The 26,234-nt window shown below is 69.9% G+C and carries 28 protein-coding genes; 22 read left to right on the top strand and 6 right to left on the bottom strand.

Features of this window, described 5'->3' with window-relative positions:
• Positions 1–60 precede the first annotated feature (60 nt).
• The 13 genes from ESG85_RS24700 (at position 61) to ESG85_RS24640 (ending at position 12,190) form a co-directional block, all read left to right on the top strand.
• Positions 61–702: an HAD family hydrolase gene (locus ESG85_RS24700; RefSeq protein ID WP_246095262.1), complete on the top strand. Its 642-nt coding sequence runs from the start codon at positions 61–63 to the stop codon at positions 700–702.
• The gene (locus ESG85_RS24695) at positions 699–2,549 is read left to right on the top strand and encodes a hypothetical protein (protein WP_128982857.1); all 1,851 of its coding nucleotides are present in this window, start codon (positions 699–701) and stop codon (positions 2,547–2,549) included. Before ESG85_RS24700 ends, ESG85_RS24695 begins: the two co-directional genes overlap by 4 nt.
• Positions 2,546–3,502: a thymidylate synthase gene (locus ESG85_RS24690; RefSeq protein ID WP_128982856.1), complete on the top strand. Its 957-nt coding sequence runs from the start codon at positions 2,546–2,548 to the stop codon at positions 3,500–3,502. The genes ESG85_RS24695 and ESG85_RS24690 overlap by 4 nt, the downstream gene beginning before the upstream one ends.
• Positions 3,502–5,229, top strand: a complete 1,728-nt coding sequence (locus tag ESG85_RS24685; protein WP_128982854.1) for a carbamoyltransferase family protein — start codon at positions 3,502–3,504, stop codon at positions 5,227–5,229. The genes ESG85_RS24690 and ESG85_RS24685 overlap by 1 nt, the downstream gene beginning before the upstream one ends.
• Positions 5,226–6,278, top strand: coding sequence for a glycosyltransferase family protein (locus ESG85_RS24680; protein WP_246095261.1), 1,053 nt, complete (start codon positions 5,226–5,228; stop codon positions 6,276–6,278). Before ESG85_RS24685 ends, ESG85_RS24680 begins: the two co-directional genes overlap by 4 nt.
• A gap of 96 nt (positions 6,279–6,374) precedes the next feature.
• On the top strand, positions 6,375–6,887 hold the full coding sequence (locus ESG85_RS24675) for a P-loop NTPase family protein (protein ID WP_128982850.1): 513 nt from the start codon (positions 6,375–6,377) through the stop codon (positions 6,885–6,887).
• A gap of 31 nt (positions 6,888–6,918) precedes the next feature.
• Positions 6,919–7,764, top strand: coding sequence for a class I SAM-dependent methyltransferase (locus ESG85_RS24670; protein ID WP_128982848.1), 846 nt, complete (start codon positions 6,919–6,921; stop codon positions 7,762–7,764).
• A complete protein-coding gene (locus ESG85_RS24665; protein WP_128982846.1) occupies positions 7,761–8,525 on the top strand; it encodes a phosphotransferase in 765 nt (254 codons plus the stop codon). The genes ESG85_RS24670 and ESG85_RS24665 overlap by 4 nt, the downstream gene beginning before the upstream one ends.
• Complete coding sequence (locus tag ESG85_RS24660) at positions 8,522–9,181, top strand: histidine phosphatase family protein (protein ID WP_128982844.1); 660 nt, start codon at positions 8,522–8,524, stop codon at positions 9,179–9,181. Before ESG85_RS24665 ends, ESG85_RS24660 begins: the two co-directional genes overlap by 4 nt.
• Entirely contained in the window at positions 9,178–10,014 is an 837-nt protein-coding gene (locus ESG85_RS24655) for a phosphotransferase (RefSeq protein WP_128982842.1), read from the top strand. Before ESG85_RS24660 ends, ESG85_RS24655 begins: the two co-directional genes overlap by 4 nt.
• Positions 10,015–10,043: 29 nt before the next feature.
• Positions 10,044–11,045, top strand: coding sequence for an NAD-dependent epimerase/dehydratase family protein (locus ESG85_RS24650; protein ID WP_246095260.1), 1,002 nt, complete (start codon positions 10,044–10,046; stop codon positions 11,043–11,045).
• Positions 11,046–11,065: 20 nt separating this feature from the next.
• Positions 11,066–11,827: a 3-deoxy-manno-octulosonate cytidylyltransferase gene (locus tag ESG85_RS24645; RefSeq protein WP_128982840.1), complete on the top strand. Its 762-nt coding sequence runs from the start codon at positions 11,066–11,068 to the stop codon at positions 11,825–11,827.
• 9 nt (positions 11,828–11,836) lie between these two features.
• Positions 11,837–12,190 carry a MazG-like family protein gene (locus tag ESG85_RS24640; protein WP_128982838.1) on the top strand — a complete coding sequence of 118 codons (354 nt, stop codon included), beginning with the start codon at positions 11,837–11,839 and terminating at the stop codon, positions 12,188–12,190.
• Between the two features lie 73 nt (positions 12,191–12,263).
• On the opposite strand, the gene ESG85_RS24635 is transcribed toward ESG85_RS24640, so the two are convergent.
• Positions 12,264–13,658, bottom strand: a complete 1,395-nt coding sequence (locus tag ESG85_RS24635; RefSeq protein WP_128982836.1) for a helix-turn-helix transcriptional regulator — start codon at positions 13,656–13,658, stop codon at positions 12,264–12,266.
• A 1,074-nt stretch (positions 13,659–14,732) separates the two neighbouring features.
• Here ESG85_RS24635 and ESG85_RS24630 point away from each other — a divergent pair.
• The 9 genes from ESG85_RS24630 to ESG85_RS24585 all read left to right on the top strand — a co-directional run bounded on the left by ESG85_RS24630 (position 14,733) and on the right by ESG85_RS24585 (position 22,755).
• Positions 14,733–15,611, top strand: coding sequence for a helix-turn-helix domain-containing protein (locus ESG85_RS24630; protein ID WP_128982834.1), 879 nt, complete (start codon positions 14,733–14,735; stop codon positions 15,609–15,611).
• A 6-nt stretch (positions 15,612–15,617) separates the two neighbouring features.
• The gene (locus ESG85_RS24625; RefSeq protein WP_128982832.1) at positions 15,618–16,310 is read left to right on the top strand and encodes a zinc finger domain-containing protein; all 693 of its coding nucleotides are present in this window, start codon (positions 15,618–15,620) and stop codon (positions 16,308–16,310) included.
• 197 nt (positions 16,311–16,507) lie between these two features.
• The gene (locus ESG85_RS24620) at positions 16,508–17,134 is read left to right on the top strand and encodes a WhiB family transcriptional regulator (protein ID WP_128982830.1); all 627 of its coding nucleotides are present in this window, start codon (positions 16,508–16,510) and stop codon (positions 17,132–17,134) included.
• Entirely contained in the window at positions 17,131–18,564 is a 1,434-nt protein-coding gene (locus ESG85_RS24615; RefSeq protein ID WP_128982828.1) for a hypothetical protein, read from the top strand. Before ESG85_RS24620 ends, ESG85_RS24615 begins: the two co-directional genes overlap by 4 nt.
• Positions 18,561–18,752, top strand: coding sequence for a hypothetical protein (locus tag ESG85_RS24610; RefSeq protein ID WP_128982826.1), 192 nt, complete (start codon positions 18,561–18,563; stop codon positions 18,750–18,752). The genes ESG85_RS24615 and ESG85_RS24610 overlap by 4 nt, the downstream gene beginning before the upstream one ends.
• Before the next feature lie 202 nt (positions 18,753–18,954).
• Positions 18,955–19,713, top strand: a complete 759-nt coding sequence (locus ESG85_RS37000) for a plasmid mobilization protein (RefSeq protein ID WP_425471273.1) — start codon at positions 18,955–18,957, stop codon at positions 19,711–19,713.
• A gap of 15 nt (positions 19,714–19,728) precedes the next feature.
• Positions 19,729–21,453, top strand: a complete 1,725-nt coding sequence (locus ESG85_RS24595) for a relaxase/mobilization nuclease domain-containing protein (protein ID WP_128982822.1) — start codon at positions 19,729–19,731, stop codon at positions 21,451–21,453.
• 83 nt (positions 21,454–21,536) lie between these two features.
• Positions 21,537–21,995 (top strand): hypothetical protein, encoded by a 459-nt coding sequence (locus ESG85_RS24590; RefSeq protein WP_164986309.1) that lies wholly within the window; start codon positions 21,537–21,539, stop codon positions 21,993–21,995.
• A 73-nt stretch (positions 21,996–22,068) separates the two neighbouring features.
• On the top strand, positions 22,069–22,755 hold the full coding sequence (locus ESG85_RS24585; RefSeq protein ID WP_128982820.1) for a hypothetical protein: 687 nt from the start codon (positions 22,069–22,071) through the stop codon (positions 22,753–22,755).
• A 96-nt stretch (positions 22,756–22,851) separates the two neighbouring features.
• Here ESG85_RS24585 and ESG85_RS24580 read toward each other — a convergent pair whose 3' ends face one another.
• The 5 genes from ESG85_RS24580 to ESG85_RS24560 all read right to left on the bottom strand — a co-directional run bounded on the left by ESG85_RS24580 (position 22,852) and on the right by ESG85_RS24560 (position 25,781).
• Complete coding sequence (locus ESG85_RS24580) at positions 22,852–23,577, bottom strand: cation efflux transmembrane domain-containing protein (RefSeq protein ID WP_128982818.1); 726 nt, start codon at positions 23,575–23,577, stop codon at positions 22,852–22,854.
• Between the two features lie 2 nt (positions 23,578–23,579).
• A complete protein-coding gene (locus tag ESG85_RS24575; protein ID WP_128982816.1) occupies positions 23,580–23,915 on the bottom strand; it encodes an ArsR/SmtB family transcription factor in 336 nt (111 codons plus the stop codon).
• 291 nt (positions 23,916–24,206) lie between these two features.
• Positions 24,207–25,028 carry an SPDY domain-containing protein gene (locus tag ESG85_RS24570; RefSeq protein WP_128982814.1) on the bottom strand — a complete coding sequence of 274 codons (822 nt, stop codon included), beginning with the start codon at positions 25,026–25,028 and terminating at the stop codon, positions 24,207–24,209.
• 14 nt (positions 25,029–25,042) lie between these two features.
• Positions 25,043–25,327, bottom strand: coding sequence for a hypothetical protein (locus ESG85_RS24565; protein WP_386480881.1), 285 nt, complete (start codon positions 25,325–25,327; stop codon positions 25,043–25,045).
• 100 nt (positions 25,328–25,427) lie between these two features.
• Entirely contained in the window at positions 25,428–25,781 is a 354-nt protein-coding gene (locus tag ESG85_RS24560; protein WP_128982810.1) for an SPDY domain-containing protein, read from the bottom strand.
• Positions 25,782–26,234 lie beyond the last annotated feature (453 nt).

The raw sequence follows: 26,234 nt of genomic DNA, 5'->3' as shown, positions 1-26,234 counted from the left end.
CCCCCGACCTCACCTCACGCCAGCTGGAGGTGGTCGAACACCGGCTCCGGAGCACCGCGCGTGCTGCTGCTCGACCTGGACGGTGTGCTCGTCGACACGCGCCCCGTCATGGAGTGCGCCTGGCTCCGTGTCCGGGAGACTCACGGCCTCGACGTGCCGTTCGAGGCGTACGAGCACCATCTGGGCAGACCCTTCGCCGACATCATGGAGCGGCTCGGAATCGGGGACGCCGAACTGATTCACCGGACGTACGCGGATGCGTCCACGGCTGCGTCTCACCTCACCCGGCAGTTCGAGGGCGTCGCGGAGGTCCTCCACGCCTTCGCCGCCGCGGGCTGGCTGCTCGGGATCGTCACTTCCAAGCCCTTGGACCGCGCGGCCCCTCTGCTGGCCCGGCTCGGCGTCCCGTTCGCCACCGTGCGGACGCCGAACGGGGTCGGGCGCGGCAAGCCTGCGCCGGATCCGATCCTGCTCGCTCTGATCGACCTCGGTGCCGACCCGGCCGACGCGACGTACGTGGGCGACATGGCGGTCGACCAGGAAGCGGCCCACCGCGCCGGTGTCGCGTTCGTGCACGCGGGCTGGGGCTACGGCCGTCCGAGCGCCCCCACCCCCGAGATCGCCGAATCCCCGGCGGACCTTCTGCGGTTCCTCGAAACCGCCGTCCACAGAGCTCCGTTCCTCGAAGGGAGCCTGCTGTGAAGACTCCGGGAGGTAGTGCTCTCGGCATCGTCCGTACCGAGTTCCGTGGCCAGCCGCTGTGGGCGCTGGTCGGCGAAGGTGCCCTCGCAAGCATGCGGGCCGACGGGATCACCACGGGTGATCTGGAGACCCTGCCGCTCGACGCGCACCGCGTGGAGGCGATGGTCGACCACGTGATGAAGGAGCTCGAGGCGTACGGCGCCGACCTCGCGAGTACACCGGGCGGTGCCGGGTGGTTGTACGCACAGCATGTCCCGACGCGACGCCTGGTGACACAGCTCGTGCGCAAACTGCTGGCTGTCAACACCTGGGAGCCCTTCGCGAAGGCTCCGGGACCGCTGGGGCTGGCACCGTACGAGGGTTTCGTCGGATTGCGGTCGAGCAGCTCCCGGGAGTACCGGGCCTACACCGTCACATGGTCCGGCGTCGCGTACGTACTGGGAGCTGCGGCGCCGTACAACCCGCTGCGTTCAGCGCAGTTACGCGGCCTTCCCCCTGTCTCTTTGGCCACCGCGATGCCGAGCCCACCTCCGTCGGAGCTTCCGCAGAGCGACGTCGTCGCGTTGTCGTGGTCCTCCCGGCACGTGGGCACCCTGCTGCCCGTTCTCGACGAGCTGGCACGCACCGGCCGGACGAGTCTCGTGATCGACCTGGCCACCGATCCGGCGGACCGATGCCCGGTCCCCGAAGCCGAGGGCGTGAGCCTCTGCTCGCCCCCGGCCGCACTCCTCAACGTCTCCGGCAACGTGGACCGCCTCCGCCTGCCGGACGACGATCACGTCGTCCAGGTGGAGGAGCACAGCGTTCGCCTGGCGCGACTGGTGCGGCTCGTGTCGGTAGTCCTGGAGACGAGCGGGGGATGCACCCAGCCGTCATGGCGGTCGGTCATCCGAACGGAGACGTGGCTGGACGGAGTGCTCTCCAGGGTCCGGCCCCACACTGTTCTGGTCAGCAACGACACCAGCCCCCTGGGCGCGGTCGCCGTGCACACCGCAGGCCGCCACGGCATCAACACGGTCCACGTCCAGCACGGCGCGTGGACTGCGGAGTCGGTCGCGTGGCCGGCAGTGCACAGCCGCGACATCGTCGTCATGGGCAAGCGGGACGTCTCCCTCGCGAAAGCCTGGGCGCGCCATCCGAAAGCTGAGGTCCACGTCCTGGGCCAGCCCCGCTTCGATGCGCTCGCCGGACTGGCCAGCGAGACTCAACGGCGCTATCTGGAGAACCTGCTGGCTCCTGGCACGTGCAAGAGCCCCACCCACATCGCGGTGTGGGCCTGCCAGCCATTCGGACCCGATCGACTCGCGGCCCAAGCAGACCTTCTCCTGGACGGCCTCTGGAGGGCCGATGGCGATTGGGGGCTCGTCATCGCCCCGCATCCCGCGCAGAGCATCGACGTCTTCGCCTCTCTCCTCCAGCGGGACGGCAAGCCTCTCGTGGCCGTGGCCGATCCAAGGGTCGGCGCACGGGGCTGTCTCGCCGGCGCCGACGCCGTGGTGAGCGCCTATTCGACGTGTGGCATCGAGGCAGCCCTGCTCGATGTGCCGGTCCTCGAAATCGGCTCGCCCGGAGAACACAGGCTCGGACTCGCGGAGCACGGTCTCGCGCGGCGCTGCAGCAGCGCCGACGACGTCGCCGACGCGCTCTCCGAACTGCAGGGTCCGCACCATCCGGCCGCCCAGACGGCGAAGGACGGGGTGTGCCGGTGGCGCGGCGACAGCGCTGCGCAGGTCGCGCAGCTCGTCCTGCGCCGCGCCGGCCATCCCGTGCGCCACATTCCCGTACCCGACGAGGCCCACGGCACCGATTCCGGTGTGCCGCAGGGCGAAGGAGTTCCTGTCCGATGACACACCTGACCGCCGACAGCGTCGCCGAGCTCTTCGTTGGTGCCGTCGCCTTGGCCACGTCCGGCGAGCGCATCAGCCCGCGTGGCATGGCGACCCGCGAGGTGCTCGACGTCCACATGTGCCTGACGCGGCCGCGGGCCCGCCTGCTGTACGCGCCTCCGGCGCGCGTCATCAATCCCGCGTTCGCGGTGGCGGAGACCGTCTGGCACCTCTCCGGTTCGGACGCCCCGTGGATCTTCGACTACAACTCGCGCCTTCGGCAGTACGCCGACGACGGTGTCCTGCGCGGCGCGTACGGGCCGCGGATGCGGAAGTGGGCGGGCACGGTGGACCAGCTGCGCCGCGTGGTCGAGATACTCAAAGAGGACCCCGACTCCCGCCGGGCCCTAATCCAGCTCTACGACCCGGCCCAGGACGCCGCAGGTCACAAGGACGTGCCCTGCACGCTCGGCTTCCGCTTCTACCTGCGCGCCGGCCGCCTGCACATGTCGACCACGATGCGGGGCCAGGACGTGTGGATCGGCATGCCGTACGACCTGTTCTTCTACACCACGCTGCACGAGCTGGTGGCCGGCTGGCTCGGCGCCGAGCTGGGCGAGTTCCACCACCACGTCGGCTCCCTGCACATCTACGAGAACCACCTCGACCAGGCCGACGAGCTGGCCTCGGTCACCGCGAGCGCGATGATGCCGGACCTGACCACGCCGTGGGACGGTTTCGACGGCCTCCTCGACCAGGTCCGGGCCCGGGACGTGACCGGCCATCCGGGCTGGGACACGATGGCCGAGACGCTGCGCAGTTATCGGCTCTGGAAGGACGGCCGACGTGACGACGCGGGACGGCTGGCCGACAAGATCGAGGGACCTCTCGGTCAGGCGCTGGCCGCTTGGTACGGCGAGTTGAGCAGCCGGACCGGGACCTCCCCCGCGCGCGAGAAGGCGGGGACGAGGTGATGGCCGCCGTCACCCGTGTGCCCTCGGTGATCCTCGGACTGTGCTCGTACACCCACGACTCCTCCGCCGCCCTCCTGGTGGACGGGAAACTGATCGGGTTCATCGAGGAGGAGCGGCTCTCGCAGCAGAAGCACACCAAGGAGTACCCGCGCCACGCCGTCGAGTGGCTGCTGAGCGACGCCGGGCTTTCCGCCGCCGACGTGGACGCCATCGCGTACAACTTCCAGCCCGCCCGCTACCTCGCCGAGTCCCCGGCAGCGCTGCGCCTGGCACTGTCCGCGACGACACGCGACCGCGCGCTTCCGCGGGCTCGCGGCTTCGCCAAGGTGGCCGTGCGCACGCAGCTGCGCACGCGCGCCCTCGGCCGGCGGTTCCCCACCGCCCGCGTCTCGCCCGTCCTGCATCACCGAGCCCACCAGCTGGCGGCCTTCGCCGCGTCCGGGTGGGACGAGTCCGCCGTCCTCGTCGTGGACAGCCTCGGCGAGCGGCAGACCACGACCATCGCCCGCGGGCACGACGCGCTCCGCCCCTCCACCCGCACCCTGGAAGCGATCAACGATCCCGCCTCCCTGGGGTACGTGTACGGCGCGGTCACCGAGCATCTGGGGTGGCGCCGCGGCGACGAGGAGGGCACCGTGATGGCTCTCGCCGCCCTCGGCGACCCCGAGCGATTCCGGCACCTCTTCGCGTCGGCCGTCCGCACCACGCCGACCGGCTTCTTCCTGGACCCGGCCTACTTCCCCCCGCGAGTGCTGACGTCCGGCTACCCGAGGACGTCTCGCCGCTTCGTTGACGAGACCTGCACCGAACGGCACCCGAGCGAGCCGCTCCTGGACGTCCACCGGGACCTGGCTGCGGCCCTCCAGGAGCGCACCGAGCAGGTGATGCTGCACTTGGCCCGCCGGGCACGGATGATCACCGGCTCGCGCCGTCTGTGCGTCGGCGGCGGAGTCGCCACGAACTGCGTGAGCATCGGCCGGATCATCGAAGCCGACATCTTCGACGAGGTCTTCGTCCCGCCGGCCCCCGGCGACGCCGGGACCGCGATCGGGTCCGCCATCGCCGTACACACCGACAGCCGGAGCCGACGGCCGGTGTCCGGTGTCGCCCGGGCCTGCTACCTCGGCCCGTCTTACCAGTACCAGGCCCTCGACCTCACGCCGTGGCCAGGGCTCCAGCAGAAGTCGCTGGGCGTCGAGACCGCCGAGTTCCTCGCCGACCAGCTCGCCCACGGCATGATCGTCGGGCTCTTCCAGGGCCAAGTCGAGGCCGGGCCCCGCGCGCTGGGGAACCGCTCGATCCTCGCTTCTCCGCTGGAGCCCGGGGTCGTGGAGCGGCTGAACGCCACCGTGAAGTTCCGGGAGCCGTTCCGCCCCTTCGCCCCCATGGTCCTAGCCGAGCGCGCCAGCGAGTTCTTCACCCTGGGCCAGGAGGCGCCCTACATGTCGATGGCGTCCGGCGTGACCGACAAGGCGCGTGAGCACGTGTCAGCCATCGTCCACGCCAATGGCACCTCGCGCCTCCAAACCGTCACACGGTCGCAGAACGCGTTCATGCACGAGGTGCTGAGCGCCTTCGCCCGCCGCACCGGGGTGCCCGTGCTGATCAACACTTCACTCAACGTCAAGGGCAAGCCGATCTGCGGGACGCCGGCCATGGCCCTGGACTGCCTGGCCAACTCCGGGCTGGACGCCCTCCTGCTCGAAGGGCGGTGGATCACCAAGTGAAAATCGGATACAGCTTCTGGGGCTTCCTCGGCAACGGGATCACCGACACACCGGACGGGGGCCGCAGCCACCGCCGCCCTCTGATCGACGCCCTCCTCGCCCGCGGGCACGAGATCGTCTTCCTGCAGGCCAACCGCGACCTGCTCGAAGCCGGCGACGACCTCCGCGGCACCTACGCCTTCGACTCCGGCAGGCCGGACATCGACGCCCTGTTCCTGGAATGGCGCTGGGCCGTCGACGGCCGCAACACCACCGCCTGCGACGCCGAGGACCACACCTGCGACCTGCATCGCCAAGCCGAGCTGATCATGCGGTACACCGTGCGGCGCGGGACACCGACCGTGATCTGGGACAAGGATCGCAAGCTCCGGCCCGAAAGCATGTGGCGGCGTTCCCCGCGCACTGCGGTGTGCGAAGCGGCCCTCGAACCGACGCCGGGCGCCCACCGTCTGCTCTTCCCGGTCGAGGACCGCCTCCTGGACCAGGCGGATCCGGCCGAGTTGGCCTCGAAGCGCCGGGACATCGTGCTCGGGTACGTCGGCAACCAGTACGACCGGGACGAGCCCTTCGACCGCTTCTTCTCCCCCGCTGCCGCGTGCTTCGACCACCTGGTCGCCGGCAAGTGGACGAGGACGAGCCGCTGGCCGCACGTCCGCTTCCTCGGCAGGATCCCCTACGAGGCTGCTTACGGCGTCTACAGCCGATCCCTGGCCACCGTCCTCATGCTGCCCGAGCGGTACGCCACGGTCGGGCAGATGACGCAGCGCATCTTCGAGGCGGTGCTCGCCGGCTGCCTCCCGCTCGCCCCGGCCGACATCCTGCACGTCGATCGGTTCGTGCCCGCGGACCTGATTGTCAGGTCGGGCCGTGAGGCGATCGAGCGGCTGTCCTACCTCCAGCGGATCGCCGGCACCCAGGAGCACGCGGACCTGATTGCGGCATGCCTGAACCGCTTGGACCTGTTCCGGATGAGCAGGCAGGTCGATGCTCTGGAGGCTGTCCTGGCGACGGCCGTCGGCCCCGTCGCGGTGGAGCGGGGAGCGGCCTGATGCAGCTGACCCCCCAGGCCGTGACGCCTGGATCATCCGAACGTGTCCCGCCGGGCGGTCCAGCCGGGCATCCGATCGACTCTACGCTGGAGCACCATGAAGAAGGTCGCCATCGTCGGCTGCGGAGGCAGCGGCAAGTCGTTCCTGGCGCGCGAGCTGGGCAGGATTCTCGACGCCCCGGTGACGCACCTGGACGCCGCGTTCTACGACGACGAGTGGAACGCGCTGCCCTTGGACAAGTTCGCCAACCTGCAGCGGGAGCTGGTCGCGCAGCCGAGGTGGGTGATCGACGGGAACTACAACTCGACGCTGCAGATCCGACTCGACGCGTGCGACACCGTGGTCCTGATGGACGTGTCGACCGTGGCGGCGCTGTACGGGATCTTCTCCCGGCAGATCCGACACGGGGCCGGGCACAAGGGCAACGGGGTGCACAACCGCATCAACTGGGGCGTGATCAAGTACGTGGCGACGTACCGCCGCAAGATGCGCCCGCGCGTCATGTCCAAGATCGAGGAGTTCGCCTCCGGCCGGGCCGAAGTGGTGCTGCTGACCAGTCGAGGTCAGACGCGGCGCTGGCTGCGGAAGGTCGCCGCCGAGCACCGCTGAGCACACCGCACCCCCGAGGGGAGGGTGCGGCATGAGCATCACCAACCCCTTCCTGGACCCCAGCCGCCAGGCGGAGCTATACGGCCACGCCTCCCGGCTGGCCGGGCGATCCAACGCCCTGCTGCGGGCCAAGACCGCCGGTCGGCCCGTACCCGACGCGATCGTCCGATTGGTACGAGCGCACCACGAGCGGCCGGATCGTCTGGGTCTGGTGCTGGACGTCGGCTGTGGTCGCGGCACAAGCAGCATGGCCCTCGCCGAGCAGCTCCGGCCGCGGCACGTCATCGGGCTCGACGCCGCCTCAGCCCTGATCGAGCAGGCTCGCCGGCGCGCCCGTCACATGGCCGGCCTCCACCTGAGCTTTCTCCGGGGCGACTTTCACCAGGTCCCCCTGCCGGCCAGCTCGTGCGATCTCGCCGTCGCCGCGTTCTGTCTGTACCACTCGACGCACCCGGCGACGGTGATCGCGGAGCTCGACCGGGTTCTCCTCCCCGAGGGCCTGGCCGTGCTCGTCACGAAGGACCTTGACAGCTACCGGGAGATGGACGAGCTGGTTGCCGCCGCCGGTCTCGACCTGGGGGCCACCGGGCACGAGAGCCTCTACGTCTCGGCGCACAGCGGCAACCTCGCCGACCTGGCCGCCCCGTCGCTCGACGTGCTGCACGCAGAAGACGAGGAGCACCGCTTCACCTTCGACGGCCACGACCACGTGGCCGAGTACCTGGCCACCAACCCGAAGTACCACCTGCCTCCCGGCCTGTACGGCAACCCGGGTGCGCTGGCAACAGCCCTGCGGGACGTCCTACCTGATCAGCAGCTGACCACACGGTCCGTCGTCACGTACGTCGTGGCTCGGTCCAAGGGAGGCCGATCATGACGGCCGGCCGTTTCACCAAGTACTACGAGACTCCCGCACGGGTCACCGCCGCCGTCCGCCACCATGTCTGGATCGCCGAGCACGCGACTCCTCTCCGACAGCCGGCCGTGACAGGTGTCGGGCCGACCAGCGTGACGTTCGAACGCGTCGAGGGCCGGCCGGCCCGGCCGGAGGATCTGCCGCTCCTGGCGGAACTGCTGGGCAATGCTCATGGTGCCGCCTGGACCAGCGACCTCAGGTCGGCCCCACTGACTACGCCACACCGCTTCCAGGACGGCACCGCGTTCGGCGACTACCTGGGTCCCCGGCAGGCAGCCCTGCGGCGGCGGCTGGAGCAGGGGTACGTGCCGGACAAGATCGCCCTGCACACGATGCTCACTCTGCTGGAGAAGACCGCCGAGGGGCCCACCGCCTTCTACAAGGACTGCAACCCCCGGAACTTCCTCATCAAGGAGACCGGCGCCGTCTACACGGTCGACACCGACGACCTCACCCTCGCCCCACTGGCGTACGACCTGGCCAAGCTGATCGTGACATTGATCGCGACGTACGGACCGCTGCCCGAGGGTGCCGTCGTCGAAGCGCTGGCGGCTTACAACCGAGCCGCCGCATGCCATGACGTCCGACTCGGCACCACGGGCCGTGAACGGCTCGACGACTTCGTCACGCTGCACGCCGTCCTGACAGCCCCGTACGGCGGGCGCAACGGCTACCGCCACGGCTGGCTGCCCGGCCATCAACGACCCCGAGGTTCCGCATGATCACGACCGAACTCGTCTTCGTCCGCCACGGCGAGGCCCAGTGCAACATCGACGGCGTGGTCGGAGGGCCGCGCACGTGCACCGGACTGACCAACCTCGGCTATGCACAGGCCGAGCAGGTCGCGTTACGGCTCGTCGCCGAACACCGGGAGAAGCCCTTCGACGCGCTCTACGCCGGCCCGCGCATCCGCCTGCGTCAGACCGCCGAGATCATCAGCCAGGCCCTCCAGATCCCGATGCTCGTGGACGAGCGCCTCGACGGTCCGGTGCACGGCGCCGCCGACGGTCTGCCCTGGAGGGACGTGAAGAACGCCGCCGACGGCGGGCCTCATGCCCACCCCGACAGACCGTGGGCCGAGGGATCCGACACCTGGAACGGCTATCTGGAGCGCGCCGGGGGCTTCCTCCAGCAACTCCTCGATCGGCATGAGGGCGACCGTGTCCTGTTCGCGGCCCACGGTGAGACGGTGATTGCCGCGAACACCCTGCTCCTGGGAGTTCCGATCGGTTCGCCGGCGGGGTTCGCCGTGTCCCACGGCTCCATCACGCGGTGGCAGCGCCATCTCAACCGGCTGGGGCAGCAGCGGTGGATGCTCGACGGGCACAACGACACCGAGCACCTGACGACTCTGACCGCAGCGGAGACCGACTCGTGATCGCGGCCTTCGACGACCCGCGCATCGAACTGGCCCGCGAGACGGTCGGAGCTGTCCGAGTACTCGCCGACCCCAAGCTCCCACCCCGCCTCCTACGCCTGGCGGACAGCCGCGGACGAGAGTTCTTCGCCAAGCACCACGGCGAGCGGGAGCGCTACTTGCGGGAGGTCCACTCCTACGGCGAGTGGGTGACCTACCTGAACGGCCATGCTCCCAGGTTGGTCGCTCGCCGGGACGCGACGTGCACGCTGTTGCTCACGGCCCTCCCCGGTGCGAGCGCGGACTCGCTGGCCCCGGGATCACCCGAGGAAGAGCAGGCGCACTACGAAGCCGGCCGAGCGCTGGGGACTCTCCATCACACCACCGTGATCCCGCGTACTGGTGCGATCGGTGCGGAGCTGGCACAGCGTCTCGGTTCGTGGATCGACCGGGCGGACCGGGCCGGCCTCATCTCCATGGCCGAGCACCACCGCCTGCGTCGCAGTGGGGACGTCCTGGCGAACACACTCATGGACAGTGCGGTGTGTCACCTCGACTACCAGCCCCGGAACTGGCTCGTCGGCGCCTCCTTCGGGCTCTGCGACTTCGAGCACATGCGTCGTGATGCCCGTATCCGCGACTTCGCGCGGCTCGAGTTCCGCCGATGGCAAGCGGCGCCCCAGCTCCGGATGGCGTTCTTCGCCGGTTACGGCACGCCGCTGACCGATACCGAGCAGCGCCTGCTGGAGTCCTTCGGTGCCATCGAGGCGGTCACCTCCCTGGTACGCGGACACGAGCAGGACGACCTCACCCTCAGCACCCACGGCCGCACCGTCCTGGCCCGGCTGACCTGACATCCCCTCCCTTCACTCTGGAGACCTCTGTGTCACAGCACCTGCCCCACGTCACCGCCGCCTTCCCGCGGAGAGCGGTGGTGACCGGCGCCGCCGGCTTCATCGGCTCCCACCTCGCCCACACCCTGGCCCAGGCCGGGACCGTCGTCATCGGCGTCGACCGCCGGAACCCGGCCGTCGACCCCACGGCCGCGGCCAACCTCGCCCCGCTACACAGGCTCCCCGGATACGTCCACATCACCGCCGACCTGCTGAACTGCGCCATCGACCCGCTCCTGATCGACGCGGACGTGGTCTTCCACCTGGCCGGGATCCCCGGCGTACGCCCGTCGTGGGGACCGCAGTTCGGCGAGTACGTCGCCTCCAACATCCTCGCCACCCAGCGCGTGATGGAGGCCGCCACCCGGATCGGCGTTCCGCGACTGGTGGTCGCCTCATCCTCCAGCGTGTACGGCCCCACCAGCGGCGGTGCGAGCGTGGAGACGGATCAGCCGCGGCCCGCGTCGCCCTACGCGGTCACCAAACTCGCCGAGGAGCAGCTCTGCCTGGCGCACGCCGCGCAGGCCCACTGCGCCACCAGCGTCGTCGCCCTGCGGTACTTCACCGTCTACGGTCCCCGGCAGCGCTCCGACATGTTCACGCACCGCGCCCTGAAGGCCGCCCTGACCGGCCGGCCGCTGCGCCTGTACGGAGACGGACACCAGCGCCGGGACTTCACCTACATCGACGACGCGGTCTCCGCCACGATCGCGGCGGCCACGACGTCGAACGCGAAGGACGTGATCAACGTGGGCGGCGGCTCCAGCGCCTCACTGCTCGAAGTGATCGGCATCGCGCGAAGCCTCGTGGGCCGCGAGATCGAGGTGCACCAGGACAAGCCTCGGAGCGGCGACGTCCTCACGACCCGCGCCAACCCCGGACGCGCCCACGAGGTCCTGGGGTGGCAGCCTCAAGTCGACCTCCACAGCGGAATGCGCTCCCACATGCAGGCCCTCGCCGCCGAGCCGGCCGTGTACGGCCGGGCGGCATAACCAGCCGTAAGGAGAACGCCGTGGCCGCCACCACAGCGCAGCAGATCGCAGCACGCCACCGCATCGCCATCATCCCTTGCCGGTGGGGCTCTTCCCGATTTCCGGGTAAGCCCCTGGCCCAACTCGAAGGCAAGCCCCTGTTCTGGCACGTCCACCAGCGCTGCCTGGAAGCCGAACGCCTCGACGGTGTGGTGGTCGCCACGGACGACGAGCGCATCGAGGAGGTCTGCCACCAACTGGGCATCGCGTGCCTACGCACGGGAGAACACCTCACCGGCACCGACCGCGTCGCGGAGTGCGCCGAACACCTCGCCGCCGATGCGTACATCAACGTCCAGGGCGACGAGCCGTTCATCGCCCCGGCCGCGATCGACGCCGTCTCCCAGGCACTGGACGACCTGCCCCCTGGCACCCTCGCGGTGAACGCGTACACGGAGCTGGACAGTGCCGGCGCCGTGCTCGACCACAACGTCGTCAAGGTCGTCGTCGGTGCCGGCGGGAACGCCCTGATGTTCTCCCGGAACGCGATCCCCTACCCGCGAGCGGGCCGCCCGACGTACCTCCGCCAGCTGGGTCTCTACGGCTTCACGAGCGAGGCTCTCCGCCTCTTTCGCGATCTCCCGCAAGGGCCGCTGGAACGAACCGAAGGCGTGGAGATGTTGCGCTTCGTCGAGCACGGCCACGCCGTCCAGATGCTCGCCGTCGTGGACGACGGCGTGGCGGTCGACACGCCGGAGGACCTCGTGAGGGCCGGCGCCATCCTCCAGTCCCTACGCATATGAGGAACCTTGATGAGCAACGACCCGTGGAACACGATCCGCACGCTTGCCGCGCTCTTCACCCAGCTCGACGCCGGACGCGGCATGACTCCGGAGGAGCAGTGGACCCTGCAGGTCCTGAAGATCTCCGAGGAGGTCGGCGAAGCCGCCCAGGCCGTCATCGGCGCCCGAGCGACGAACCCCAGGAAGGGCCACAGCCACACCTGGGACCACGTGCAGGAGGAAGTGGCCGACTGTGTGATCACCGGCATGGTCGCCCTGGCACGGATGCGCCCCGCCGACGCCCCGGACTACTTCGCCGCCGTACTCGCGAAGAAGGCTGCGAACTTCCTCCCCACGTCGATCGGAACCGCTGAGGACACATAGCCTCAGCGGCTGCCTGTCCGACGACTTGCGGCTTGGTGCGCCACACCCAAACGCACCAAGCCGGAAGGCTCCGTCAGAGCTCGTCAGTCGGATCCCACACGTACGGCAGGGTGTTGTCGGCTTCCCACAGGTCCCGGTGAATGGCCTCAAGCAGCTGGATGCGCTGCTTCAACTGCGGCACCAGTTGCTGGATCCGGTCGACCGCTTCCTTCGGCTCGGCAGGGAGGACGGTGCGCGTCAGCAGCATCATCTCCCTCCTGGCGTCCTTGTTGATGGCCGCTTGCGGCACACGCACGATGACGGTGTAGGCGTCGACCTCGGAGATCCCCCACTGCCCGTCGGCGTCCCGGACGGCCCAGATCACGGAGTGGGTCGACGGGGAGAGGGTCAGCTGTGTGTCGGGGCCGATCATGGCGCTCAGCACCGGAAGGTCGACTCCGTCGTCGCCTGCGAGAGCAGCTGCCTCTGCCGCAGTGACGACCGACGGCCTCTTGGTCAGCGAGTTGGCGATCCGGCGCCTGGAGGCGTCGTCAAGGGACTCCGCCGGCGTCGAGGTGGGCATCTCAGGATTCGCGTTCTCGGCCCAAGCGTTACGCGCCCCGCCCAGGGGGTCCGTCTCGGTGTCTCCTTCGTCGCTCCACCACGTGATCACAACGAGTCGGCAGTCGGGCAGACTCGCCGGGTAGAGGACGTGGGAGACAACGTCGACGGTCTCCCAACCGAGCGCGGGCAGGGACATCTTGAACACGTGCCCGTCCCGGTTGACGGAGTGGCCGGCGTCCCCCTCCCATATGCGCGCCACGTCAGCATCCTTACAAACGTCGCCGATCAGCCCGAGCAGCTCCGGGTCGTCGCCGTGCCCGGCGAGCGCGTACTTGAGCATGCGTACGTAAGCAGCGACGTGCTGGTGCCAGTCGTGGTACTGGACACGGGCCTCCTGGCTGGTCAGAGCCCAGCGCATGAGGTTCGCGCCCGGCTCCATCACCCAGGGCCACCACTCAGCCATGGCTTGGTTGTAGGCGAGGATGTTCCACTTCGCGTCGCACAGGTAGGTGGGGTCAGGCATCTGCTTGTCCACCAACAGGCGCAGCGCGCTGCGCACCCGGGAGTCGCCGCCGGCGTCCGGGTCTGCGGTGTTGAGCTGGTTGTACAGGAGCAGGGCGTGATGCTCGTCGCGGTCGAGCTGCAGCAGGTCAGCCAGGTTGTCGCACTGCTCGCGGTCCAAGCGGCGGGCGGTGGCCCCTCGCTCCAGGTCGCGGTACCAGCGCTCCGACTTGAGGATCGCCCGGGCGACCTCTTCCTGGGTGACGACGCGCCCTCGCCGTCGGCCGGCGGCCTTGCGCCAGGCGCGGAGCTGGCCACCGAATCCCATCACCTGGCCGGCGGTCGGTGTTCCCTGCGCGTCGCCGAGGGGGGTCTCCTGGCTTTCGCTTCCGTCGCCGCCGGACCGGCTCCCCTTCGTGCTCATCTGAGCTGTCCCCTCTCCATCTACACGTGTACTTGTCCGAGAAGGCGACACTGCCTAGATCGAGGCGCACCAAAAAGGGGCCGCCGCAATATGCGCCGACCCCGCCCTCAATCTCCCTACTCCAGAGTACGTGATCGTTTTCGGGCCTCTTGACCAAGATCGAACCTCTGTGGCGGACACCACTTTTACAAGTGGAGGTTGTTTATAAATAAACCACAACGAGTGCGCCTTCGCGGCGAATCGGGCATTCGACCGGCAGATAATTTCCGGTTTCGAAACCGGAAAAAGATTGCCGCTTTTTCGCATGGGGCATACCTGACGCCTCACTTCCGATTCCTGCGACGCATCGCCATCCCAGACGGCCCATCACATCACCAGCAGGATCAGTGGAGTTGGACACGCGAAGGGGAACGGCAACCCTTCACGCCTCCTGTTCTACGCGCGTCACACCCTTGGGTCTGGCTCGTTGACGGAGGCGCGACGGGAGGGCTTAAATCCTTCTGACCAGCTAGTTCAACAGCCTGTTCGTGACACGTAACACAGGGGTCGGATGGAAATGTGGCACCGGCCACATGCCTACCGCTCCATCACTGACGCAAGCCCACGTCACGTTGCAGGCCGTATATCCCGGCAAGCGCTTTGGGAATAGTAGAGAGTTCTTGAGCCAAGTCTGGATCTTGACGAGGCCCCTGCGTATGTTCGTCGTCCCCGCGGCGGCCGCACCGGGAGTAGTGAGCAGAAGGAGCAGCGTGAGCAACAACCGGACCACATAGGTCCTCAAACAGCGGCGGCGTCCAGGAGCTGGAACTCCCCGACGCCGGACGCCTCACTGAGCAAACCCGCCCCGGCAAGGGCGGAGATTGCCCACCATCACCACGCTGGTCCCTTCCGACGGGGCACGCCAGCGCGACAACACTGCAAAGGAGATTCTGGCATGCCCTCTTCCCTGCGCGAAAGGCCCGAAGGTCCGGCCTGCACGGCCATCTCCTTCCCGCCGGGCCTCATACGGCCTGGATCTAACCGACGCCTGGCCGGTCTGCCGGCCTGCTCCCGCCCGTCGCACGGGAGCGATCGATGAGCGGAGAAGCCCGCGAGTGGGTGTGGGAAAGCAGCGAGAGCAAGGGCACCGCGCGTCTGGTCCTCCTCTCGATCAGCGACCGGGTCGCCGACGAGCAGTGCGTCGCCTTCGCCTCCGTGGCCAGCCTCGTGAAGCGTACGAACGCCTCGCGGACTGCGGTGCGCGAAGCTCTGGACCGGCTCCTGGCCGGCGACGAGCTGGAAGAGCTCGTCGACCTCGAAGGCCCGCAGCGGAGCACCGTCTACCGCCTGCCTCTCGCAGCCAAGGCTCTGTCTCAGGGCGAGCCCATGGCCGATGCTTCGCCTGCGGACGAGGCGATCCCGGAGCGGCCCCTCCATCTCTCGGCCCTCCGACGGTACGGAATCCGGCCCAGGAACGGGACCGATTCCGACCCCTCACCCCGGATCCCGGCACGTAGGGATTCCGACCCCTCCCGCCGGAATCCGACCCCCCGACGGGTCGGATTCCGGCCCCCGGAAGGAACGGATTCCGACCCCCAGAACCGTAGTGAACCGAAGGTAAACCGTAGGAACAGCAGTTCTACTGCCGCGACCACGGCCGGCGAGTGGCAGATCGACCCCGCCTCGCACACCTGGGCTCTCCAGGAGGGCCACCTCGCCCGACTCGGCGAGCACGGCCTGCAGGCCGCCGACGAGAAGTGGCGAGCGCACCGAGCCACCTGGTCACGACGTTCGGCGGATGTCTGGGCCGCCGACTGGCGGGCCTGGGTCGCCCGGGAACGTTCGGCTCGCCCGAACCTCTACGCGCTGCCCGGCAGCGCTGCCGGGCCCGCTCCAGCAGGCCGGATGACCCGAGCGGAGGCTCACACCGCCGCTCTCCTCGCAGCCCTCGAAGAGCCGACCGGAACGGAGTAGCACCCCGTGGACCGACGAGAAGTCGCCGCAGTCCTGGCCTACATCGGCCGACTCGACCCCCGCACCATCCGCACCGAGACCGGCGAGGCCCGCGATCAGATCGCGCAGTGGCACGAACTGCTCGCGGACGTGCCCCTGGCCACAGAGCACGGGTGGGACGCCCGCGCTGCGATCAGGGCGCACATCCTCGACTCGCCGTATCCGATCCTCCCGGTCGATGTCGCCCGCAAGTGGCGCTCTCACCGGCGCGACCGCCTCGGTCGGCACACCGATCCGACGCCGGCCACGGATCCGGACAACATCTCCGCCTGGCGGGCTGAACTCGCAGACCGCCGACGTGCCGTTGCCACCGGCACCGCCGCGCCCTCGACCCACCAACAGATCACCAACGGCCGAGTCCACCCCGACCTGGAGACCCGGCTTCGCGCAATCGGCTCGTGCATCCCACCGGCCGTCCGCACGGAGCTGGCCCCTTACCGGCCCGCCCGCGCAGCACGTGAAGCGGCCATTGCCCAAGGCCACCCGGACTACCTCAGTGTCCGGTGCAGCTGGTGCCACGCCCAGGCGGGCGAGCACTGCCGCAGTCGGCGAGTCGGCCCCGACGGAGGCGCACGCGGCAACGCCCCGCGCGCCACGCCGCACCCCAGCCGAATCGAGCTCGCAACCACGAAAGCCCAGCAGCCGGCCATGGCGGCCTAGCCGCCCGCCGGCGGCACCCTACGCGCCGAACCAGGTGCCCTACGACGCACCCGGCGGGGTGATGCCCGCTGCCTCAACCTCCACCCGACCCGGGCGGATCCGGCCCCTCCCTGCGCCGTAGCCGCCCTCGATACCGCGTCCGGCCACCAACGGCCCCGCCTCCCGCCGGCCGACGCGAGTGACCTCGGAGACTCACCTTGCGCACCATCACCACCCACGAAGCACCCGCGACCTCCCTGCGCGGGATCGCCGACACCAGCTGGCACACGCGCGGCGTGTGCCACGGCATGGACCCCGACGACGCCGACGCCACCTTCTTCCCGCTGCCCCGGGACCGCGAGGCCATCGACGAGGCCAAGACCCTGTGCGCCCAGTGCCCAGTGGTGCGCGACTGTTTCAACTACGCCCTCGACAACAGCCTCAAGGAAGGCATCTGGGGCGGCCTGACCGAGGCCGAGCGCCGCCCCTGGCACGACGGCCTGCATCAGCGGCTCGACTACAGCCGTGTGATCGCCGTCTTCCACGGCCGCGACGTTCACCTCACCGCCGCCGAGCGCCACGTCGTCGTCAATCACGCCTACGCCCGGGGCTGGCGCGCAGACCGCCTCGCCCTGGCCCTGCAGGTCAGCTACGAGCACGCCCGCGACCTACTGACTCAGGCCGCAAACGCCGTTGCCGACCGCGACCGCTACCACGGAGTTCCGAAGTCGCGGATGAAGCGAACGACGCGCAAGCCCGAGAGCAGCTCACCCCCGACAATCCAGCCGGTGTCCCGGCCGGTCCGCACAACCTCCCTGACCGCCTCGCTCGGAAAGGCCGCATGAGCCCCGACCTGTCCTTCGGTGTCATCCCAGACCTGCCCCTTCTCCTCGCGATCGGCATTCCCGGTGCCGCTGCCCTCGCTCTGGCAGGCTGGGGGATGCGGCGCCGGGGCTCCATACGCCGGATCCGACGGTCAGGCAGTCCCGCGGTGAAGGTCGCGGCCATCGCGGCCATCGGCTGCACCGCCTACAGCGCGGACACGAGCTGGCGATTCGCCGCCGACTACCTCGACATGGCCGGCACCACCGAGCGGGCGGGAATGTTCGCTGCCGCCGAACTCGCCCTGTTCGCAACCGCACTGATGGCCCGGCAGAACCTGGCCACGCAGGGAGCGCCCGGCCTGCCGGGCACTCTGGTCTGGGTGATCACCGGAGTCCAGGTGATTCCGGCGTACGCCGAGAGCGGGCCCGTGGGCGGCACCGTCCGGGCCTTCGTCGGCCCGATCATGGCCGCGATGCTCTGGCACCTCGCCATGGGCATCGAGCTGCGCCTACGCACGCCCGACGCCACTTCCCACGGCCTCGTCGCGACCCTGGGACGGGAGGTGCGCGAGCGTCTGCTGTCCCGCCTCGGGATCGCGGCGCGAGACCGCGACGCCGCGCAGATCACCCGTGACCGAGCCACGGCCCGCGCGGTCACCCTCGCCGCCCGCCTCGCAGAGCTCACCCCCCAGCGGCAGCAAGGCTGGCACGGTCGGCGCCTCGCACGGCGTCTGTCGAAGGCGATCGGCCGCTCCGCAGTCGGCACCGATCCAGCACAGCGGGCCGAACTCCTCGATCAGCTCGCCGCGCGCCGACACGCACCCACCCTCGCTACGGTCCCCCTCCCCTCCCCCTGGTCCCCGCCACACCACGGCCAGGTCGCCGGCGTCGAACAGATCGGAAACCGGGAACTGACCGACACCGAAGCGGGGACCGACACCCATCGGGACCGGGGACCGACGGACACCGAGCCGGGGACCGACACCCATCGGGACCGGGGACCGACCGACGCCGAGCCGGGGACCGACACTCACGGAGGCCGGGGACCGACCGGTGCCGAGCCGGGGACGGACACCCCCACGGACCGGGGACCGACCGACGCCGAGTCGGGGACCGGCCCCGGGGACCGGGGACACAAGGTCGCCCGTCGGCGAAAGCCGACCACCAGGGCCAAGCCCACAGGCAGCGGCGTTGGCCGGACCCGCAGCCGCCCGGCCCAGCACCCGTCGCGCGAGCTGGAGGCGGCCGTCGAACAGCTCGTGAAGCAGGTTCAGCCTCACGTCCCCGCCCTGCTGGCGCGGGACGGCAACGAATCCCTCACCCGAGTCCAGCTGCGCGAGATCCTCCGTCGTGAGGGCCTCCAGGGCGGCCGCAACGAACGACTCAGCCTCGTCCTCCAGCAACTGCGGAGTGAGGAGAGCAGCGCTACGACAAGGAGCACCGCCCGATGAAGACCTGCCACCGCTTCGATGTCATCCGCAAGGGGTACGAACGGGAGATCGGCTTCCTGAACGCCCACTCCCAGCGGTACGCCGGCAGGCCGTCTGCCAAGTCCAGTGCGCATCACGCACTCTCGGCGAAGTCCCGCATGGCCAGAGCCCTGAGCGGCCACGTCGAGCGTTGCCTCGAATGCGGCTGACCCAGCGAAACCGCAGCTCGCAGCCCGCATCCCGATCCTGTGGCCCGGCGCCGCGCCGGGCCACCGCCCCACTTCAGGAGGTCCCCATCGACGCACTCCACAACCGCTCTTCCGCTGCGACGACCGCCGAGGCAAGCGCCTGGGCGGACGTGCTCGTCCGCCGGCAGCTTCTGCACGCCGCAGTCCGGGCCCCGACCGGCCAATGGCTCGTCCAGCACAAGCCCGACGGTCCCGTCCGTGTCCTCGCGGGACCCGCCGACGTCGTCGATCTGGCCGCCGCGATTCAGCACCGTATCCGCTCCACGAGGCACCGAATCCGATGACGCACCCGTACGAGAACGACAACACCCCGGATCCCGGTCCGAACCACAACTCGGTCTCGGGGAGAGCAAGTTATCCCCTTGGATACTCCGCCTTGAGCGGAGTATCCAAGGGTTCCCCCACCCCTCCGGGGCAGGGGAACGTCCGGCGCCGGGGGTCGCCTGACGAAGAGGCCGCGACCGAGGGCGGATCGCGGCCAGGAGGACAGGAACGGGGTGCAGAGCGTGCCGAGCCCGATCTCGTCCCTCCGACGAATCCCCGTACCCGTCGCCGTAAGTACCAGCGCCGCCAGCGTCCCCACGTACGCAACACGCGCTTCAGCGACGACGAGCTCGCCCGTGTGACCGCCGGCGCTGCCGCCGCCGGTCTGACCGTCGCCGGCTTCCTCGCCCGTGCCGCCCTCAGCGCCGCTCGCGACCTCGACCGAACCGCGAGCGCGGTCGCCGGAGAGCGAGAGGTGATCGCCGAGTTCTTCGCCGCCCGCCGGCACCTCGGCCACGTGGGCAACAACCTGAACCAGCTCACCCGCGCGATCAACGCCGGAGCGCACCCGCCCTCGCTCGACGCGGTCCTCGTTGCCACCGAACGGGCCGCCCAGCGCGTCCAGCACGCCACCGACCGGCTCCTCGCCCAGAACTAGGAATACGCGACAGGCATGATCCCCAGGATCCAGAAGCGCGGGCAGCGCACCCTCGGTCTCCTGCACTACCTGTACGGGCCGGGCAAGTACGAGGAGCACACCGACCCGCACCTGGTCGCGTCCTGGGACAGCAACGCGCCCGACCCAGGGCGCCACGAGACAGCCACCCTCAAGCAGCTCCAGCAGCTCCTGGACCAGCCCCTGGAGAACATCGATGCCTCCGAGCGACCGACGAAGCACGTGTGGCACCTGTCCGTCCGTAACGCGGCCGAGGACCGCCTCCTCTCGGACAAGGAGTGGGGCGCCATCGCCCATCGCATGGTCGCCGCCGCCGGAATCGACGACCCCGAACGGGGCGGGGCGGGATGTCGCTGGGCAGCGGTACGGCACGCCGACGATCACATCCATATCGTCGCCACCCTCGTCCGGGAAGACGGCTACAAGCCCGACCTCAACAACGACGCGCCCCGCGTCCAAGCCGCCGCCCGGGCCTTGGAAGTTGAGCTGGGGCTGCGCCGCCTCAACAAGGGCGACGGCACCGCTGCGCAGCGGCCCACCAGCGCCGAACGCCACAAGGCGCAGCGCCAGGGGCGCGAGCGCACCGCGCGGGAGGAACTGCGCGAGACCGTGCGCCAAGCGGTCGCCGGCGCGACGAGCGAGGCCGAGTTCTTCGACCGGCTCGCAGCCGCCGGCCTGCTGATCCGCAAGCGGATCGCCCCGTCCGGGGACCTGCTCGGGTACAAAGTCGCGCTCCCCGACGACCGCAACGCCCAAGACGAGCCGGTGTTCTACCCCGGTGCTCGGCTCGCGCCGGACCTGTCCCTGCCCCGCGTCCGTGAGCGCTGGGCCGCCGGCCCTCTCGACCCCGAACCCGCGAGCGCGGAGCCGTCGACGCGTCCGGTGGCGAGCCGTCCGGCGGCGGCCCGTCGGCAGACAGCCTCGGCCGCCTGGCAGGCAGTGCTGATCGTCGAGGGCGGGGACGACACAGTCGCCGCCGCCCACATCGCGGCGGCCGGCGAGGTCCTCGACGCGCTCGCCAAGACCTCCGCCGCACACACCCGCAGCGCACTGCACGAAGCAGCCTTCGTGTTCGAGCGCGCCTCCCGCTCGCACGTCCGGGCCGAACGCGGGCACGACCGCGCCCTGCGGCAGGCCGCCCGCGAACTCGTCCACGGCGGCCCCGCCCTCGGCCGCGGAGAGGACGGCGCGACCACGGCGATGGCTATCGACATGCTGTTCTTCCTGATCACCGCCGCCGCTCACTGGCACGCGAAGAAGAACCACACCCAACAGGCCGCTGCCGCTCAACAGGCCGCCCTGCACCTGCGTGCCGCATACGAGGCCGCCGCCGCCCAACCCCTCGGCGCGCTCTACCAGCGCGGCCGACATCTCGCCCATCCCGTGCAACAGCGACAGACGGCGCTGCTGCGCGAGACACTCCCAGAGCTGGCCGAACAGATCCTCGCCGAGCCCGGCTGGTACGCCCTCGCCGCCACGCTCAACGACGCCGAGGCCGCAGGCCACGACCCGGTCTCGTTGCTCACCGAGGTCGCGGGGCGGCGGGAGCTGACGAGCGCGGAATCGGTCAGCGACGTGCTCGTGTGGCGGCTTCGCCGCTCCGCGGACCTGCCCGCTGACACCGCTGACCAGGTGCCGGCCGGTCGCGCAGAGGGGACGTTGACGCAGCGTACGAAGGGGTCGGCACGCGCCTCGTTGGAAACTTCGCGCCGCAAGAAATGACTATCGACTCTGTGAATAGAACCTGGTCAGGGGCTTGTGGCACGGTCATGATGCATGCACGACGAGACGAGGGAGGACCACGGGTGTTTCACCGGATACGCCGGCGCCGCACGGACCAGGAGATCACCGCGATACAGCGGCAGCAGGCGGAGATCGCAGCGTGGCTGGCCGTCCAGGTGCCGCCCGTCGACTCCTGCCAGCCGAGTGCAGCCGACGTGGGGCTGGCCACCGGCCCGACGGCCAAGGTGGACGACTTCCTACCGGCGGATCTCCGGGTGCCCAGCCACGACCAGCTCGAGGGCCGCATGATGCCCCGGCCTCACCCCCTCGTCATCGACGATGAGGTCGTCGCCTGCGCAGAGTGCGGGGAGTACCGGGACTGGCTCATCCTCTCCACCCGCGATGAGATCTGGCTGCGCTGCCGTGCCGGACACCAGCAAGTCGAGCCTCGGCTCGACACCGCCTGGTACAACCGCACCGCAGGCCCCGCGGACACGACGCACGCCACCTTCGAGGACTGCCTGCGACACCTCGGCCACTGACCCCTCCCCTACGACCCCACCGGTCCCCCGGGCCCGCACTGTCCGACCTGTCACCGACAACACAGGGGTCCCCATGCGTGCTCGCGTCGTCTCAGTCCTCGGCCTCACGGCCGTCACCGCCCTCTCCGTACCCGCCTGTTCCACCACCTCCCACAGCCCCACGACGCCTCCTTCCGCCTCCGTCGCTCCCACCGGTGCGCGGGCCGACAGCGAGGCACTACTGCCCTCGGCGGCGCTGGAGCCGCTCCTGCTCGACGAAGGCGACCTCGGCAGCGACTACACCCGCAAGAACGAACGGCCCGCCCGCTACGACGACGTCACCGTCCTGGGCTGCCCGGACCTCGACGAACTCGGCGGCAACGCCGCCAGCGGCGGCTCGCTCACCCTCCCCCACAAGGCGAAGGCGTCCTTCACCTACGTCGGCGGCGGCTCGGAGGTGTCCGAGGAGCTGTACAGCGACTCGGCCGACAAGTTGTCGGACAGCATCGGCCGGATCTTCGACGCCATGACCGGCTGCCCCAGGTACCAGGTCCTCACCGGCAGCACCGCCATCGACATCACGACGCAGAAAGCGGCAGCCCCCCAGCTCGGCGACGAGCAGTGGAGCCAGCTCCCGACCTTCTCCGCCGGCGGGCGGGACTCGGTCGTCAAGCAGACTGCGATCCGCACCGGGACCATCCTGGTGATCGTCTCCGGCTCGCCGGCCCTCGTCGACCGACACGTCAGTAAGGCGCTGTCCAAGGTGACATCCGCCAGCTGACGTTCGCTGGTAGACCGTCGGCGCGAAGTGCCAGATCGTGAACATGAAGGAGCGGGCCCCGGTGTGGTACCGGGGCCCGCTCCGTGTTGTCGGCGGTCAGTTGCAGCAGTCGCAACCAGGGCGGCAGCCGCAGGCGTCCGCTTCGGCATCGGCCGACGACGGGGCCAGGGTGGAGGACGTGGGCGCGCAACAGCCCTTCCCCTGCCAGGCGTCTCGGCCTTCCTTCATGGCGATGGCGGCGATGACGAGGGCGGCAATGGGGTCGGCCCAGGACCAGCCGAGGGTGGCGTTGAGGACCAGGCCGAGCAGGAGCACGGCCGAGAGGTAGGTGCACAGCAGAGTCTGCTTGGAGTCGGCGACCGCGGAGGCGGAGCCGAGTTCGCGGCCCGCGCGGCGCTGGGCGGCGGACAGGAACGGCATGATCGCGAGCGAGAGGGCGGCGATGACGATGCCGGGGATGGAGCGGTCAGCCTCGCCAGTGCCGGTCAGCGCGCGAACGGCGTCGAAGGAGACGTAGGCGGCGAGCGCGAAGAAGGAGACGGCGATGATCCGCAGGGTGCGGTGCTCGCGTGCTTCCCGGACGGCGTGGTCGCGGGCGGAGAACTGCCAGGCGACGGCGGCAGCGGACGAGACCTCGATGACGGAGTCGAGGCCGAAGCCGATCAGAGCTGTGGAGGAGGCGATCGTGCCGGCGGTGATGGCGACGATCGCCTCGATGACGTTGTAGGTGATCGTGGCTGCGACCAGCAGGCGTATGCGGCGGGTGAGCGCGTCACGGCGGGCCGGGGAGGGACCGAGGGATATCGATATCTCGGCGGCCATGGTCAGCAGCAGCCCTTCTCGTCGGCATCGACGCAGATCCGATCGGTCTCCACAGCCACCACGGCGGTGCGCAGGTCGTCCAGCGCGTGGCCGAGGCGTTCGTCCGCGAGCTCGTAACGGGTACGGCGGCCGTCAGGCACGGTCACGACCAGACCGCAGTCACGAAGGCATGCCAAGTGGTTCGACAGCCGGGTCCGAGAGACGCCGAGAGCGTCAGCGAGGTCGGCCGGGTAGGCGGGGGCATCGCGCAAGGCGAGCAGGATGCGGCAACGGATCGGGTCGGCGAGCGCGCGGCCGAACCGGGCCAGCACCTCGATATCGGAGGCAACAGTCAGCACACCATGACAGTACACAGAACGCTGAATTCAGGAAACCCTGGATTGATGGTGATGCGATGCACCTCATGCCCTGGCGGCGCGGAGCCCACAGCACTGTCGGCCACACTGCGAGCAGTCTGGACAGCGCTCGACAAGGACTCCAACCGAGCGTCTTCCACGGCCGGCCGTTTCGCTCGCCGGCGAAGGCGGCGAACTGTTCGCGGGTGCGGCGGGGACAGGTCAGCGCGATCGGGGAGGTACGAGCCCGGCTCCCTGAACCGGGAGACCGGGCTTCGTTCCATGTGGAAGCGTTCAGCCGGCCGGCGCGCGCAGGAGCCTGTCGTGGGTGCTTTCGGGCAGCACGCCGCGCAGGACCGGTGCGGTGGAGCTGACGGAGGCGGCGAAGCACGCGACGAGGTCGTGCGGCACGCTGGCGCTGAAGGACGCGGCCCACAGGTAGGACTCCCCAAGAGCGGGTTCCGCCCACGCCTGCCATCCGACCGGACCCGCGACGTCGGCCCCAACAGTGAGAGCGCGCGGGTCAGCGTCCTGGATGAGGGGCGGAACCTCGCCGAGGCTGAGGTGCGAGGTGAAGGTGGGGTCCGTCGCCCCCGCGTCGGGCTGGTCGATGTCGCGGAGCCAGCCATGCGCCGTGACGGCGTCGAGGACCAGGTCGGGCCCGGTGAACGCGGTGGCGGTTGCCTCTCGGGCGTCGAGCGCGACGAGGAAGTCTGCCAGGACTTCGCCCGGGACGTCGGTGGTGAAGTAGGCCGACCACTGAGCGAGCGGACTGTCGGTGTCCGCGCGGGCAGACACCTGCCAGGCGACCGGAAGCTCGCCCAGGTGGAACGGCTCGTCCGGCAGGGCCCATTGGGCCCACCGAAGGGTGTCGGGGCTGATGTGAAGGACGGTGCTGCGCAGGACCTGCCGGTCCTCCGGCGCCTCGTCCGGCTCCTGACGTCCACGGACGATCGCGAGGCTCGTCCAGCCGAGGGCGGTGAGCGTGTCCGCGACGGTGTCGTAGAGACGTCCGTCGTCACCGGCCAAGTGTCGGGGGCCGACCCAGTAGCGGGCCTGGGCGCTGCTCGGGGTGGATGGATTGAGCGGGGAGTTGCGGTTCAGAGGCGCCTCCAAGGGCTGTGTACGGGCTACTGCCCGCCGACCGGGCAAGCAGAACGGCGGAGGCGGCGCGGGGGCGCCAGTACGGGCGCCTGCCAGGTGAGGGCGACGGCCACCTCGGGCGGCAGGGGACCGAACTGGCTGTCCTCGCCCCGCCCCTCGGCCAGGTAGACGACGGGCTTCTCCTGCTCGTCCAGGGCTTCGACGATCCGCGTTGCCCGGTGGGCCATGGGGAAGAAGGGGTTCATCGCCAGCCGCAACGGCGCGCTGCGATCACACGCGGAGAGGCAATCGATGAGGTCGCCGACGGTCATCTCCGGTCGTTCCACGGGGCAGTCTCCTTGAGTTCAGGGGCGTCTTGGGCAAGGCGGACTCTCGAACCGCCTGATGCGCGGGGGACTCGAGGATCGCCCCTCAGAGGGGCCGGGAGGTCTCCAGCACACGAGCCACGGCGGCGGCGACAACGTCGGCCGGCGTCTGGGTGTCGAAGGCGATGCTGTAGCCAGGGACCTTCGCGGTGCCGGTGACGGCGATCTTCCATCCCTCCCCATCGGTACCGGGGCGACCGAGCGGATACCAGCCGAGGTAGAAGCGTCCGTCCTTCGAGCTGACGTGCACATCGGCCCGGTCGTCCACGACCACGTGAAAGTCGGCCGCGGAAAATTGGTCCATCACGAGCGTGGGCTGGCCCGGGCCGAGCTGCCACTCGCGCAGTCGCAGGGCCTGGATGGTGGTGGAGAATCCGGGGCTCGCAGGAGCCACGGTCATGGGCCTTCACCTCACTGACCTGTGGGTTTTCCGGGAAGGTCGTCTACGTTGACATGCCCCTGCACCCGTTGGCCAGTCTTTCGTGGATCCTTCCTGTCTGCCCCAGGCGAACTGTGTCCCTTGTCATCCAATCGAGGCGTTTGACAGCGAACCAAGCCATTCCGCCTTCTGTGACAGTGAACCTAGTCGTGCGGGGTGAGCACGCTGGGGGTGTTGTATGGCTGTACCGGCTGGGACGGACGGGGCCGTGCCGTACATCGAGGTGTCGTGCGTGGACGCCGCAGGCCGGCGTCGGCGCCGTCCCCTGGCGGGGTGAGAATGTCGCCCGCGGCATCGGCCACGGCGGTACGGGAGTCTGTGCCGGAACGGCATGGGCCTGGCGTCGTCCCTGGAGACGCGAGGCATGGCGAGTGGTATCCCTTCCCCCGCGCGCTCGCCGTACCCCGCGGTGGC

The organism is Streptomyces roseicoloratus, from assembly GCF_004117935.1.
GTDB classification, from domain to species: domain Bacteria; phylum Actinomycetota; class Actinomycetes; order Streptomycetales; family Streptomycetaceae; genus Streptomyces; species Streptomyces roseicoloratus.
Note: the sequence above shows the minus strand (reverse complement) of the source record. Positions and strands in the feature narration are given on the sequence as shown.

Coding starts and splice junctions, on each gene's coding strand:
- ESG85_RS24585 (WP_128982820.1), top strand. CDS start 22,069: ATGCGTGCTCGCGTCGTCTCAGTCCTCGGCCTCACGGCCGTCACCGCC.
- ESG85_RS24675 (WP_128982850.1), top strand. CDS start 6,375: ATGAAGAAGGTCGCCATCGTCGGCTGCGGAGGCAGCGGCAAGTCGTTC.
- ESG85_RS37000 (WP_425471273.1), top strand. CDS start 18,955: ATGGCTCGTCCAGCACAAGCCCGACGGTCCCGTCCGTGTCCTCGCGGG.
- ESG85_RS24640 (WP_128982838.1), top strand. CDS start 11,837: ATGAGCAACGACCCGTGGAACACGATCCGCACGCTTGCCGCGCTCTTC.
- ESG85_RS24665 (WP_128982846.1), top strand. CDS start 7,761: ATGACGGCCGGCCGTTTCACCAAGTACTACGAGACTCCCGCACGGGTC.
- ESG85_RS24630 (WP_128982834.1), top strand. CDS start 14,733: ATGAGCGGAGAAGCCCGCGAGTGGGTGTGGGAAAGCAGCGAGAGCAAG.
- ESG85_RS24580 (WP_128982818.1), bottom strand. CDS start 23,577: ATGGCCGCCGAGATATCGATATCCCTCGGTCCCTCCCCGGCCCGCCGT.
- ESG85_RS24670 (WP_128982848.1), top strand. CDS start 6,919: ATGAGCATCACCAACCCCTTCCTGGACCCCAGCCGCCAGGCGGAGCTA.
- ESG85_RS24685 (WP_128982854.1), top strand. CDS start 3,502: ATGGCCGCCGTCACCCGTGTGCCCTCGGTGATCCTCGGACTGTGCTCG.
- ESG85_RS24615 (WP_128982828.1), top strand. CDS start 17,131: ATGAGCCCCGACCTGTCCTTCGGTGTCATCCCAGACCTGCCCCTTCTC.
- ESG85_RS24690 (WP_128982856.1), top strand. CDS start 2,546: ATGACACACCTGACCGCCGACAGCGTCGCCGAGCTCTTCGTTGGTGCC.
- ESG85_RS24635 (WP_128982836.1), bottom strand. CDS start 13,658: ATGAGCACGAAGGGGAGCCGGTCCGGCGGCGACGGAAGCGAAAGCCAG.
- ESG85_RS24560 (WP_128982810.1), bottom strand. CDS start 25,781: ATGACCGTGGCTCCTGCGAGCCCCGGATTCTCCACCACCATCCAGGCC.
- ESG85_RS24660 (WP_128982844.1), top strand. CDS start 8,522: ATGATCACGACCGAACTCGTCTTCGTCCGCCACGGCGAGGCCCAGTGC.
- ESG85_RS24565 (WP_386480881.1), bottom strand. CDS start 25,327: ATGACCGTCGGCGACCTCATCGATTGCCTCTCCGCGTGTGATCGCAGC.
- ESG85_RS24610 (WP_128982826.1), top strand. CDS start 18,561: ATGAAGACCTGCCACCGCTTCGATGTCATCCGCAAGGGGTACGAACGG.
- ESG85_RS24595 (WP_128982822.1), top strand. CDS start 19,729: ATGATCCCCAGGATCCAGAAGCGCGGGCAGCGCACCCTCGGTCTCCTG.